Source organism: Streptomyces sp. NPDC013455 (genome assembly GCF_040632975.1).
Classification (GTDB): Bacteria; Actinomycetota; Actinomycetes; order Streptomycetales; family Streptomycetaceae; genus Streptomyces.
The window spans coordinates 1-14,806 of sequence record NZ_JBEYCX010000045.1 but is presented as its reverse complement, the minus strand read 5'-3'; the positions used below and the strand labels follow the sequence as shown (position 1 = coordinate 14,806).

The 14,806-nt window shown below is 74.3% G+C and carries 2 protein-coding genes; both read right to left on the bottom strand.

The window, feature by feature from the left end; all coding sequences use genetic code 11:
* The coding region (locus ABZ576_RS33975; protein ID WP_360749859.1) for an amino acid adenylation domain-containing protein at nucleotides 1–8,414 on the bottom strand (8,414 nt) is incomplete at its 3' end.
* On the bottom strand, nucleotides 8,414–14,806 hold a 6,393-nt coding region (locus tag ABZ576_RS33970), incomplete at its 5' end, for an amino acid adenylation domain-containing protein (RefSeq protein WP_360749856.1). The genes ABZ576_RS33975 and ABZ576_RS33970, both read right to left, overlap by 1 nt.

Below are 14,806 nucleotides of genomic sequence, written 5' to 3'. Positions count from 1 at the left end.
AGCTGGTTCCACGACGCATCGAAAGACACCGACGTCGTCAACGCCACCCGCAACACACCCCCGCCCGTGGCGAACACCGTCCGGCCATGACCCTCGCACAGGCTCACCACACCCCCATGCGACACCACCACACCCTTCGGCCGCCCCGTCGACCCCGACGTATAGATCACATACGCCGGATGCTCCGACCGCACCACCACACCCAACGGCCCCGCATCCAACCCCGCCAGCGCCGCCATCGTCGCCGCGTCGTCGACGACCACCAACGGCACCTCCGACGGCGGCAGCACACCCGCCGTCGCGGCCGAGGCCAGCACCGCCACGGGCGCCGCGTCCTCGACCATGAACGCGATCCGGCCGGCCGGGTACTCCGGGTCCAGCGGCAGATACGCACCACCGGCCTTCAACACGGCCAGCAGCGCAACGATCAGGTCGGCCCCCCGTTCCAGACACACCCCCACCAACGACTCAGGACCAACACCCCGAGCCACCAGATGGCGGGCCAGACGGTTCGCCCGACGCTCCAACTCGCCATAGGACAGCGACGCTTCGCCCGCGACCACCGCGACCGCGTCCGGCGTACGAGCCACCTGCGCCTCGAACAGCTCCACCAGCGAACCCGCGACCACCTCGGCGGCCGTGTCGTTCCACTCGGCGAGCAGCCCGCGCTCGGTCTCCTCCAGCACGTCCAGCGCGCTCAGCGACAGCTCCGGCTCGGTGGTCAGCCGCTCCAGTGCCCGCACCCAGCGGTTCACGAGCCGCTCGGCCGTCGCCGCGTCGAACAGGTCGGCCGAGGCGACGACCGAACCGCGCAGGCCCGCCGGGACGCCCGCCTCGTCGAAGACCTCCGACACCGAGGCGTCCAGGTCGAACTTGGCGGTCGAGGCGCCCGCCGGGAGTCCGGTGGCCCGCACGCCCGGCAGGTCGAGGACCGCCTCACCGGTGTTCTGCACCTTCAGCATGACCTGGAACAGCGGGTGCCGGGACAGGGAACGCGTCGGCGCCAGCTCCTCCACCAGCTTCTCGAACGGCACGTCCTGATGGGCGAATGCGGACAGGCTCGTCTCCCGTACGCGCCTCAGGACCTCCTGGAACGTCGGATCACCGGTCAGATCCGTGCGCAGCACCAGCGTGTTGATGAAGAAACCGACCAGGTCGTCCAGCGCCTCATCCGTACGCCCGGCGTTCGCCGAGCCGATCGGGATGTCCGTGCCGGCACCCATCTTCGACAGCAGTATCGCCAGGGCGGCCTGGAGCACCATGAAGGGAGTCACGCCCTCGGCGCGCGCCACCTCCACGAGGCGGGCGTGCACCTCCGCCGGAACCACCAGGGGGATGTTGTGCCCCAGGTGGGAGGGGACGGCGGGCCGCGGGCGGTCGGTCGGCAGCACCAGCTCCTCCGGCGTGCCCGCCAGCGCCTGACGCCAGTAGGCGACCTGGCGGCTGATCACGCTGTCCGCGACCCGCTCGTCGCCGAGCAGCTCCCGCTGCCACAGCGCGTAGTCCGCGTACTGCACCGGCAGCGGCTCCCACTCGGGCGCCCGGCCCGCGCGCCGCGCCGCGTACGCCACCGACAGGTCACGCGCCAGCGGCTCCATCGACCAGCCGTCGCCCGCGATGTGGTGCACGGCCATGACGAGGACGTGCTCATCGGTTGCGGTTTTGAACAGCCAGGCCCGGACGGGCACTTCGGCGGCCAGGTCGAAGGGGCGCGCCAGCGCCCCGGCGACCGCCTCGTCCAGCTCCGCCGGGGCCACCTCGGCCACCGAGAGCTGCCAGGCCAGGTCGTCCAAGGCCGTGATCCGCTGGTACGGCTCGCCGTCCGCCACGTCGAAGACGGTGCGCAGCACCTCGTGCCGGCCGATCACGTCCCGCAGGGCCGCGCCGAGCGCGTCCCGGTCGAGGGTGCCCGAAAGGCGCAGCGCCACCGGGATGGTGTACGTCGCGCCCGGGCCCTCCAGCTGGCCCACGAACCACAGGCGGCGCTGGGCGTAGGAGAGGGGGATCTGTTCGGGGCGCTCCATCGGAACGAGCGCGGTGCGGGCCGACGCGGCACCCTCGAGCCTGGCCGCGAGCCCGGCAACCGTGGGCGTATCGAACAGGGCCCGCAGCGGCACCTCGAGGCCAAGGGCCGTACGCATCCGGCTGATCAGCCGGGTGGCGAGCAGCGAGTGCCCGCCGAGCGCGAAGAAGTCGTCGTCGACGCCGACCCGGGGCACGCCCAGGACCTGGGCGAACACGGCGCACAGCAGTTCCTCGTGGAGCGTGGCGGGGCCGCGCCCCACGCTCGCCGGGTACGCGGGCGCGGGCAGGGCGGCGCGGTCGAGTTTGCCGTTGGCCGACAGGGGCAGGGCGTCCAGTGCGACCACCGCCGCGGGCACCATGTGCTCGGGCAGCCGTGCGGCGATGAACTCGCGTACCGCACGGGGTAGGTCGGCGGCGTCCTCGGCGGGCACGACGTAGGCGACCAGGCGCCGGTCGCCAGGGGCGTCCTCGCGGGCGACGACCGCCGCCTGCGCGACGCCGGGGTGCGCGGCCGCCACGGCCTCGACCTCGCCGGGCTCGATGCGGTAGCCGCGGATCTTGACCTGGTCGTCGGCGCGGCCCAGGTACTCCATGCGGCCCTCGGCGTCCTGGCGCACCAGGTCGCCGGTGCGGTACATGCGGGTGCCCGGCTCGAAGGGGTTGGCGACGAACCGTTCGGCGGTCAGGGCGGCGCGGCCCACGTAACCTCGGGCCAGGCCCGCGCCGGCCACGTACAGCTCGCCGGCGACGCCCGGGGCGACGGGGCCGAGGCGGCCGTCGAGGACGTAGGCGCGGGTGTTGGGCAGGGGGCGGCCGATCAGTGGGCGCTCGCCCTGGTCGGTGTCGTGGCAGAGCACGTGGACGGTGGCCTCGGTCGGGCCGTAGAAGTTGAGGCCCAGCGTCCCGTCGGTCGCCCGCAGCCGCTCCCACAGGGCGCTGCCGACGGCGTCGCCACCGAGGAGCAGCGCGCGGGGCCGGTGAGCGGAGTCGTCGAGGAGTCCTTCGTCGAGGAGCTGTTCGGCCTGCACGGGGGTGACCACGATCAGGTCGATGCGCCGGTCGCCGGTGTAGCGCGCCAGTGCGGTGGTGTCCCGCCGTACGTCGTCGGGAACGATGTGGAGTTCGTGGCCCGCGGCCATCCAGAGCAGCGGTTCCCAGGAGGCGTCGAAGGACAGGGAGTAGGTCAGTGCCACGCGCATGCGCGACCCGGAGCGCGCGAGGGTTCCGGCGCGCTGGAAGGCGGCGAGGTTGGCGAGTCCGCGGTGCGGTACGGCGACGCCCTTCGGACGGCCGGTCGAGCCCGAGGTGTGGATGACGTACGCCAGGTGCTCGGGGCGGAGCCCGGTGCCGAGCGGGCCGTCGGGGAGCCCGCTCAGCTCGGCGGCGGTGGCCTCGTCGTCCAGGACGAGCACGGTCGCGCCGGAGGCGGGCAGGGCCGCGGCCGTGCCGGTCGTGGCGAGGATCACGGAGGGCGCCGCGTCCTGGACCAGGTACGCGATGCGGTCCGCCGGGTAGCCGGGGTCGACGGGCAGGTGGGTGCCTCCGGCCTTGAGCACGCCGAGCAGGGCGACGACCGGGCCGGTGCCGCGCTCCAGGCACACGCCGACGACCGACTCGGGCCCGACGCCCCGGAGGGCGAGCAGCCGGGCGACCTGGTTGGCGCGCGCGTCCAGTTCGGCGAAGCTGAGGGTGTCGCCGTCGGCGACGACGGCCACCTGGTCGGGGGTGCGCGCGGCCTGGGCCTCGAACAGTTCGGGGAAGGTGGCGGGCGGCACCTCGGCGGCGGTGTCGTTCCACTCGGCCAGGATGCGGTGCTGCTGGGCCTCGTCCAGGACCGGGATGTCGGTCAGCGGCCGGTCCGCGGCGCCGTCGGCGGCCGCGTCGAGGGCGTTGAGGAGACCGGCGAGCGCGGTGTGCAGGAGGGCGCCGACCGCGTGCGGGTCGACGGGGGTTCGGGCGTCCACGGCGAGCGACAGCGCGTCGCCGTCGTCGTCGACGGAGACGGCGAGCGGGTAGTTGGAGCGCTCCTGGGCGAAGAGGGTGCGGATGCCGTCGAGGCCGCCGCCGTCCGTCCTGCCGCCCGCGGTGCCGCGCCGGTAGTTGAACAGGGAGGTGAACAGGGGCGTGTCGCCCGTGACACCGCCGGCCCGCTGGGCCATGGCGAGCGGCGCGTGCTCGTGCTCCATGAGCCGGGCGAGTTGCTCACGGAGCGCGGACAGGGCGGCCAGGGCGCCGAGTTCGCCGGTGCGTACGCGCACGGGCAGCATGTTGACGTACGGGCCGGGGGCTTGGCGGGCGCCGCCGACGGCGCTCGTGCGGCCGGACAGGACGGTGCCGAACACCACGTCGTCGCGGCCGCTGACGGCGGCGAGGACCCGGGCCCAGGCGAGGTGCAGGACGGTGGCGGGGCTCGCGCCCACGCTGCGGGAGACGTCCCGCAGGCGCGCGCCGAGGTGCGGCGCGAGGGGGGTGCGGGCGCGGGACGAGCCGGCGCCGTCGCCTCGTACGTCCACCAGGCCGTAGGGAGCGGTGGGCTCGGTGATGTCGCCGAGCAGCTCCGCGAAGTACGGCTCGTGTCCGGCGCGTTCGAGGCCGCCGCGCACGCGGGCCACGAAGTCGCGGAAGCGCGTGGGCTCGGGGAGTTCGGCGCCGCGCCCGTCGAGGAAGGCGCGTACCTCGTGGAGTACGGCTTCGAGCGCCGTGTGGTCCTGCACCATGTGGTGGGCCCGGACCAGGGCCAGCCAGCGGCCGCCCGCGGGGTCGGCCGCGATGTGCAGGCCGAGCAGCGGGGCCCGGGACAGGTCCATCGCGGCGCCGCCGACGGCGAGCAGCTGCCGGACCGGGTCGCCGCCCCGGGCGTCCAAGGCGGCTTCCTCCACGGGCAGGGTGGTGCGGCGCCACACGACCTGGACCGGCTCGCGCAGGCCCTCCCAGACGACGGCGGTACGCAGGATGTCGTGCCGCTCCACCACCTGGCGCAGGGCCTGGGTGAACGCGTCGAGCCGGCCGCGCGAGTCGAATTCCAGGACCGTGGGCTGGACGTAGGCGTCCTGGCCGCCGTCGGCGAGCAGGTGGTGGAAGAGGAGTCCCTCCTGGAGGGGAGCCAGCGGGTAGACGTCGGCGATGTTGGCGGCGCCGCCGTCCACGGTGGCCACGACCGCGGCGAGTTCGGCGGCGGTCAGGTCGACCAGCGGCAGCATCTCGGGGGTGATCGCGGTCGCGTCCGCCGGGAGGAGGTTCGGCGGTACGGGGGCGGGGGCCGTGCCCGCCGAGGCGGCGAGCCCGGCCGGGGTCGGGGTCTGGAACAGCGCCCGCACGGGCACGTCGATGCCCAGGGCGGCCGTGATCCGGTCCATGAGTTCGACGGCCAGCAGCGAGTGGCCGCCCAGGGCGAAGAAGTCGTCGTCGACGCCCACCCGTTCCAGGCCCAGCACTTCGGCGAAGACCGCGCACAGCAGTTCCTCGCGCAGGTCCGCCGGGCCCCGGCCCGCACCCACCGCGTACTCGGGCGCGGGCAGCGCCTTGCGGTCGAGCTTGCCGTTCGCCGTCAGCGGCAGCGCGTCCAGCACCAGCACCGCGGACGGCACCATGTGGCCCGGCAGGCCGGCTCCGACGTGGGCCCGCAGCTCAGCGGCGTCCGGTTCCTCCTCGCCGCCCGCGGTGGTCACGTAGGCCACCAGGCGAGCGTCGCCCGGGGTGTCCTCGCGGACGACGACGGCGGCACGGGCGACCCGGGCGTGGCGTTCGAGGACCGCCTCGATCTCGCCCGGCTCGATCCGGAAGCCGCGGACCTTGACCTGGCCGTCGGTGCGGCCCAGGCATTGGAGCACCCCGCCGGGGCGCCAGCGTGCGAGGTCCCCGGTGCGGTACAGCCGCCCGCCGGGGAGGAACGGGGAGGCGACGAACCGTTCGGCGGTCAGGCCCGCGCGGCCCAGGTAGCCGCGCGCCAGCTGGGCGCCCGCGAGGTAGAGCTCACCCGTCGCGCCGGGGGCAACGGGGCGCAGCCGGGCGTCGAGCACGTAGGCGCGCGTGTTCGCGAAGGGGCTGCCGATGACGACGGGGCCTTCGCCGATCTCGGCGGAGGTGGTCCAGATGGTGGCTTCGGTGGGCCCGTACAGGTTCACCGCCGGCACGCCGAGCGCGTGCAGCCGCGCGGCCAGTTCCTCGGGCAGGGCCTCGCCGCCGACGAGGGCGCGCACCGCGGGGGGCCAGTCGCCGGCGTCGAGGAGCGCCCGCCACAGGGACGGCACGGCCTGCAGGGCGGTCGCGCCGCTGGTGCGGACCAGGTCGAGGAGGGCCTTGGGGTCACGGACCGTCTCGCGCCGGGCGAGCACGACGGCGGCGCCGGAGACGAGGGGCAGGAACAGTTCGAGGGCGGCGATGTCGAAGGACACCGTGGTCACGGCCACCAGGCGGTCGCCCATGCCGAGCGGGACGCGCTCGGCGGCCGCGTACAGGTGGTTGACCAGGGCCTGGTGGCTGACGACGACGCCCTTGGGGCGGCCGGTCGAGCCCGAGGTGTGGATGATGTACGCGGGATGCTGGGGCAGGAGCGGCGCCGGGCGCCCGGCGCCGGTGGGGTCCGCCGCGTCGAGGCGGGTGAGTTCCTCCCGTACAGGGGCGTCGTCGACGGCCAGGATCGCGGCGTCCGTCGACCCGGGCAGGGCGGGGGCGCAGGCCACGCTGGTGAGCACGCACACGGGCCGGGCGTCGGCGAGCATGTACGCGATGCGCTCCTGCGGGTACTCCGGGTCGACCGGCAGATAGGCGCCCCCGGCCTTGACCACGGCGAGCAGCGCGGCCACCAGGTCCGCTCCGGGCTCCATCTGGACGGCGACGACGGACTCGGGGCCGACGCCCCGGTCCACGAGCAGGCGGGCGAGCCGGTTCGCGCGGGCGTCGAGTTCCGCATAGGTGAGGGTGTCCTCGCCGTCGACGAGGGCGACCGCGTCGGGCGTGCGGGCCGCCTGGGCCTCGAAGCACTCCGGCAAGGTGGCGGCCGGAACCTTGGTCCCGGTGTCGTTCCACTCGTGCAGCACCTGGTGCAGTTCGGCGTCGTCCAGCGTCCGTACGTCGCCGATCCGGGTGTCCGGGGCGTCGGCGAGGGCCTCGACGACGCGGGCGAGCCGCTCGGCGATCCACTGGACGGACTCGGCGTCGAACAGGTCGGCGGCCGCGTTGACGGTGCCGCGCAGCCCGGCCGGGGTGCCGTCGGCGTCGAACGTCTCGCCGATGCCGATCTCCAGGTCGAACTTGGCGGCGGAGTTTCCGGTCGGCACGGGGTCGGCCTGGATTCCGGGCAGCCGCAACGCCGCCTCGCCGGTGTTCTGGAGCATCAGCATGATCTGGAACAGCGGGTGCCTGGCCAGCGAGCGGGTCGGGGCGAGTTCCTCGACCAGCTTCTCGAAGGGGACGTCCTGGTGCTCGAATGCCGACAGGCTCGCCTCCTGCACCCGGGCGAGGAGTTCGCGGAACGTCGGGTCGCCCGACAGGTCGGTGCGGACCACGAGGGTGCTGACGAAGAAGCCGACCAGGTCGTCGAGGGATTCGTCGCCGCGGCCCGCGTTGACGGAGCCGATCGGGATGTCGGTGCCCGCGCCGAGCCGGGACAGCGTCACGGCGAGGGCGGCCTGGAGCGCGGCGAACAGGGTCACGCCCTCGGCGAGCGCGACCTCCGCGAGGCGCGCGTGCACCCGGGCCGGCAGTTCGAAGGGGACGGTGTGGCCACGGTGGCCGAGTACGGCCGGACGCGTCCGGTCGTACGGCAGTTCCAGCTCCTCCGGCACGTCCGCCAGCGCCTGGCGCCAGTAGGCGGTCTGGCGGGAGAACAGGCTCTCGGGGTCACTCTCGTCGCCGAGCAGTTCGCGCTGCCACAGGGTGTAGTCCGCGTACTGCACGGCCAGCGGCTTCCACGCCGGGGCCGCGCCGTTCACGCGCGCCGCGTAGGCCGTGGACAGGTCGCGGGCCAGCGGGCCCATCGACCAGCCGTCGCCCGCGATGTGGTGGACGACCATGACGAGCACGTGTTCGTCGGGCGCGGTCGTGAACAGCGAGGCTCGGACGGGCACTTCGGTGGTGAGGTCGAAGGCGTACCCGATGGCGGCGGCGATCTGCCCGTCGAGGTCGTCCGGGGCGACGTCGACCGCCGCCAGCCGCCAGTCGAGGTCCGCGGCCTTGAGGATGCGCTGGTAGGGCTCGCCGGCCGCGACACCGTAGACGGTGCGCAGGATCTCGTGGCGGCCGATCACGTCCCGCAGGGCCGCCTCCAGCGCCGCGCGGTCCACCGCGCCGCTCAGCCGTTGCGCGACCCGGATGTTGTAGGCCGGGCTCGGGCCCTCCAACTGGGAGATGAACCACAGCCGACGCTGCGCGAATGACAACGGAATCATCAGGACTCCTCCTGGGTACGCATCGGCCGCAGCGCGGGCCTAGCAGAGCTCACAGTTCCAAGCTGTCGTACGAGGCCGGACACCGTCCGCGCCCTGAAGAGCACCCGCAGGGGCACCTCGAGGCCGAGCACCGTGCGCAGTCGGCCGGTGAGGCGGGCGGCGAGCAGGGAGTGCCCGCCGAGGGCGAAGAAGTCGTCGTCGAGGCCCACGCTCTCCAGGCCGAGCACCTCGGCGAATGCCGCGCACAGGACCCTTTCCCGGTCGGTGGTGGGCGCGCGGCCCGCGCCGACGGCGGGTCCGGGGTCGGGCAGGGCCCTGTGGTCCACCTTGCCGTTGGCCGTCAGCGGCAGGGCGTCGAGTACGACGACCGCGGACGGCACCATGTGCTCGGGCAGTCGCGTCTCGGCGAACTTCCGCACTTCCAGTTCGAGTTCGGGGTCGCCGGTCCGGTCGGGCACGACATAGCCGACCAGCCGCCTGCCGCTCGGGCCGGCGTCTCGGACCGCGACGGCGGCCTGGGTGACGCCGGGGTGCGCCGCCAGGGTGGCCTGGACCTCGCCCGGCTCGACGCGGAAGCCGCGGATCTTGACCTGGTCGTCGGCGCGGCCGGCGAACGCCAGTCGGCCGTCCGCGGTCCAGCGGACCCGGTCGCCGGTGCGGTACATCCGCTCCCCCGCCCCGTCGAAGGGCGAGGCCACGAACCGTTCCGCGGTCAGGGCCGGGCGGCCCGCATAGGCGCGCGCGAGCCCGGCGCCCGCGACGTACAGCTCTCCGTCGACGCCGACCGGGACCGGGGTGAGGCTGTCGTCGAGGACGTACACCCGGGTGTGGGTGATCGGTGTGCCGATGCCGGGCCGGTCGTCGTCCTCGCGCAGGGCGTCGGAGATCGTCGCGCACACCGTCGTCTCGGTCGGGCCGTAGGCGTTGACGAAGCGGCGGCCGTGCGACCAGCGCGCCACGAGTTCGGCGCCGAGCGCCTCACCGGCCGACACCAGCGTGGTGACCGGGGCGAGGTCATCGGGTTCCAGTACGGACAGGACGGCGGGCGGCAGCGTGGCGTGCGTGACCCCGTGGCGCGCCACGAGTTCGGCGAGCCCGCCGCCCGGCAGCAGCGTCCCGGCGGGGGCGACCACGAGGCGCGCGCCCGAGCACAGCGCCATGACCAGCTCCCAGGTCGCCGCGTCGAAGCCCGGCGAGGCGAACTGCAGAACCCGGCTGTCGGCGCTGACGTCGAGCCGCTGGATCTGCGCGGCCACCAGGCCGGCGATGCCGGTGTGCGTGACCACCACGCCCTTGGGCACGCCCGTCGAGCCCGAGGTGAAGATCATGTACGCGGGGTGGGCGGGCCGCAGCGGCGCGCTCCGTTCCGCGTCGGTCACGGCACCGCCGTGAAGCGCCTCGACCTCCGCCGCGAGCGGCGGCGCGTCGAGTACCAGCACGGGCGCACCGGTCGCGGCCGGTACCGCGGGCGCGCACCGCGCCGAGGTCAGGACGGCCGCCGCGCCGGACTCCCGCACCATGAAGGCGATGCGATCCGCCGGGTACTCCGGATCGACCGGCACATAGGCGCCGCCGGCCTTGAGGACACCGAGCAGGGTGACGATCAGATCGACGCCGCGCTCCCGCACGACCGCGACCACGGACTCGGGTCCCACGCCATGGCTGATCAGGAACCGGCCCAGCCGGTTGGCCCGCGCGTCCAGCTCCGCGTAGGTGAGCTCGGCGCCGTCGGACGCCACGGCAACCGCGTCGGGCGTCGCCCGCACGCGCGCCGCGAACAGCTCGGGCACCACCGCGGGCGGCACCTCGGCCGCGGTGTCGTTCCACTCGGCGAGCACCCGGCGGCGCTCGGCCTCGCCGAGCACCTGGACGGCGCTCAGCGGCAGGTCGGGCCCGCCGTCCAAAGCGTTCTCGGCGGCTCGCACCAGTTGTTCGACGGCGGTGTGCGCGAGGGCGGCGACCGCCTCCGGGTCGATCGGGGCGACCGCGTCGACGATCAGCTCGATGCCCTCCCCGTCGTCATCGACGAGCAGCGCGAGCGGGTAGTTGGTGCGTTCACGCGTGAACAGCAGCTTGGTGCCCGGCAGGGACGCGTTCCAGCGCGCGTCCAGGTCCTCGCCGATGCTGCGCCGGTAGTTGAGGCAGGCGGTGAACAGCGGGGCGTCACCCGTCAGGTCGGCGGCCTGCTGCGCCACCACCAGCGGCGCGTGCTCGTGCTCCAGGAGGCGCGCCAGCTGGCCGCGCATGGCGGTGATGGCGCTCAGCGCGCCGAGCCGGGTGGTGGGCACGCGCACCGGAAGCGTGTTGATGAACGGTCCGGGCACCCGGTCGGCGCCCACACCCGCGTTCATGCGCCCGAACAGGACCGTGCCGAAGACCACGTCGTCGCGGCCGGACACGGCGGCGACGACGCGGGCCCAGGCGACGTGCAGCACGGTCGCCGCGCTCACACCCGCGCGCCGCGCCACGTCCCGCAGTCGCGCGCTCAGCTCGGGGGCGGCCGAGATGCGCGCCCGCTCCAGGGTGGCGCCGTCGCCGCGCACGTCCACCAGCCCGAACGCGGCCGTGGGCTCGGTGACATCGCCCAGCAGTTCGCCGAAGTACCGCTCGCGCTCGGCCCGTTCGACGCCGCCGCGGGCCTGGACGACGAAGGTGCGGAACGGCAGCGGCTCGGGCAGCTGGTCGCCCCGCCCGTCGAGGAACGCCGTCACCTCCTCCAGGAGCACCTCCAGAGCGGTGCCGTCGCGCACCATGTGGTGGGCGCGGATCAGCGCGAACCAGCGCTCCGGGTCGGTGCCGGGAACGGCAGCGACGTGCAGGTCGAGCAGCGGGGCCCGGCCCAGCTCCATGCGCGCGCCGCCGGCCTCGACCAGCTCGGCGACCGGGTCGGTGCCGTGCGGGTCCAGGGCGACCTCCGTGACGGGCAGCGCGGCGCGGCGCCACACCACCTGTACGGGCTCGCGCAGCCCTTCCCATGCGTAGGAGGTCCGGTAGATGTCGTGCCGGTCCACCACGCGCCGCAGGGCGTCGACGAAGGCGTCGAGCCGCGCGCGCGAGTCGAACTCCAGGACCGCCGGCATCACGTACGCGTCGTCGCCGCCGTCCGCCAGCATGTGGTGGAAGAGCAGGCCCTCCTGGAGCGGAGCCAGCGGGTAGACGTCCGCGACGTTGGCCGCGCCGCCCTCGACGGTGGCCACGACCGTGGCGACCTCGTCGGCGGATAGGTCGACCAGCGGCAGCATCTCAGGGGTGATCTCGGTGGCGCCGGCCGGGATCAGGTTGTCCGGGGCGACGACCTGTTCCGTACCGGCGGATGCCGCGAGGGACGCGACGGTCGGGTGGTCGAACAGCGTGCGCACGGAGATGGAGACACCGCACCGGCGCAGGAACTCGACCAGGCGCACCGCCACCAGCGAGTGTCCGCCCAGCTCGAAGAAGTCGTCGTCGACGCCCACGCTCTCCAGGCCGAGCACCTCGGCGAAGGCCATGCACAGGATCTCCTCCCGCACGTCGGCCGGGGGACGGCCCGCCCCGGCGATGGCCGCGAAGTCGGGGGCGGGCAGGGCCTTGCGGTCCAGCTTGCCGTTGCCGGTCAGGGGAAGGGCGTCGAGGACGACGACCGCGGACGGCACCATGTGCTCGGGCAGCCGCCGGGCCGCGAACCGCCTGATGTCACCCGTGAGTTCATCGCCTACGTCGTGCCGGTCGTCCGGCACGACGTAGGCGACCAGGCGCCGGTCGCCCGGGGTGTCTTCGCGGGCGACCACCACGGCCTGCGCGACCAGCGGGTGGCCGGTCAGCACGCCCTGGACCTCGCCGGGCTCGATCCGGTAGCCGCGGATCTTGACCTGGTCGTCGGCGCGACCGAGGAAGACCACCTCGCCGTCCGCCGTCCACTTGGCCCGGTCGCCGGTGCGGTACATCCGCCGGCCCTGCTCGAAGGGGCTGGCGACGAACCGCTCGGCGGTCAGCCCGACCCGGCGCACGTAGCCGCGTGCCAGTTGGGCCCCGGCGACGTACAGCTCGCCGACGACGCCAGGCGCGACCGGCCGCAGCCGCTCGTCCAGGACGTAGAAGCGGGTGTTGGCGACCGGGGTGCCGACCGGGACGGGACCGTCGGTGACGCGGTCGGCGGTGAGCCGGGTGGTCGCCACTCCGATGGTGGTCTCGGTGGGCCCGTAATGGTTGTGGATGCCGCGCTCACCGGCGGCGGTGATCATCTCCCGCAGCCAGAGCGGGGACGCGGCCTCGCCGCCGAGGACGAGGGACCCCGTCGGCAGGACTCCCTCCACGCCGCCGGCGGCGGAGAGCGCCGCAAGGTGCGAGGGTACGGCCTTGACGTGGTCGATCCGGTGCTCGGCGAGGTACGCGGAGACCGCGACCGGGTCCGTGACGGCGCCCTCCTCCAGGATGTGCAGCTCGCCCCCGCTGGCGAGGCTGGCGAAGACCACGGTGTTGCCGAGGTCGGTGGCCTGCGCCTGCAACAGGGCGTAGCGGGCGCCGTGGCGGCCGAATCCGACGCGTTCCGGGACGGAGGAGAAGTAGTTCGCGAGGCCGCCGTGCGTGACGGCGACGCCCTTGGGCTGACCGGTCGAACCCGAGGTGTAGATGACGTACGCGAGCGACCGCGGGTCGACGGAGCGGCCGGGGGTCTCGCTCGATGCGGCCGCGAGCTGCATCTGTACGAACCTGTCGTCGATCGCCACCAGACGAGAGCGGCCGGCCGGAAGCTCGTCCAGGATCTCCTCGGTCGTCAGCGCCAGCGCCGCACCGCTGTCCCGCAGCATGAACGCCACGCGGTCGGCAGGCTGCCCCGGATCGATCGGCAGGTAGCCCGCGCCCGCCTTCCACACGCCCAGGATCGCCGCGATCATGTCCACGCCCCGCGGCAGGCACAGACCCACCACCGCATCGGCGCCGATCCCCTGACCGATCAGGTAGTGCGCGATCCGGTTCGCCCGCGCGTCCAGCTCGGCGTACGAGACCTCCGTGCCCTCGCTGACGACGGCGGCGGCCTCCGCAGTGCGGGCCGCCTGCCGCTCGAACACCTCGTGCACCAGCCCGGCCGGGGTCGCACACGCCGTGTCGTTCCACTCCACCAGCACCCGGCGGAGCTCGTCCTCGGGCAGGACCTCGATCGCGCCGAGCGGCACGTCGGGGCCACCGTCGAGCGTGGCCTCCAGCGCGGACACCAGGTGCTGCGTGGCGGTGCGCACGAGGACGCCGACCGCGCGGGAGTCGATGGGCGCGACGGAGTCGACCGCGACCTCCGTACGGTCGCCGTAGTCGTCGACCAGGACCACCAGCGGGTAGTTGGTGCGCTCGCGCACCGACAGGAGCCGCACCCCGTCCATGCCCTCGTCGGCGGCACGGCCCGGGTTGCGCCGGTAGTTGAGGAAGGACGTGAACAGCGGGGTGTCGCCGGTGATACCGCTGGCGCGCTGCGCCACGACCAGCGGCGCGTGCTCGTGCTCGAGCAGCTCCGCGAGCTGGCCGCGCATCGCGGAGACCGCCGCCAGCGCGCCCCGTTCCGCCGTCCGTACGCGCACGGGCAGGGTGTTCATGAACGGGCCGGCCACGCGGTCGGCTCCGGCGCCCGCGTTCAGCCGTCCGTACAGGACCGATCCGAACACCACGTCCTGGCGGCCGCTGACGGCGGCGAGGACCCGCGCCCAGGCGACGTGCAGGACGGTCGCCGTGCTGATGCCCAGACGGCGTGCGACCGCGCGCAGGCGCCGGTCCAGCTCCGGGGGGAACGGTACGACTGCGTGGACGGTGTCGGCACCGTCGCCGCGCACGTCCGCCATCCCGTAGGGGGCGGTGGGCTCGGTGACGTCGCCGAGCAGTTCCGCGAAGTAGCGCTCGTGTCCGGCCCGGTCGGCTCCGCCGCGCGCCTGGGCGACGAAGTCGCGGAACGGCAGCGGTGCGGGCAGTTCGGCGCCCCGGCCCGCGAGGAAGGCCCGCACCTCGTCGAGGACCACCTGGAGCGCGGTGTGGTCGCGGACCGTGTGGTGCATCCGGACGAGGACCAGCCAGCGGTCGCCGCCGGGGTCGGCGGCGACATGGGCGTCCAGGAGCGGGGCCCGGCTCAGGTCCATCGAGGCGCCGCCGACGGCGATCAGCTCGGCCACCGGGTCGGTGCCGTGCGGGTCGAGGGCGACCTCGGTGACGGGCAGGGTGGCACGGCGCCACACGGCCTGGACCGGCTCGCGCAGGCCCTCCCAGACGAACGAGGTCCGGTAGATGTCGTGCCGGTTCACGACCTGCTGGAGGGCGGCCGTGAACGCGTCCGCACGCTCCCGCTCGTCGAATTCCAGGACGGCGCGCATGACGTAGGCGTCCTCGCCGCCCTCGGCGAGGAGGTGGTGGAAGAGCAGGCCCTCCTGGAGCGG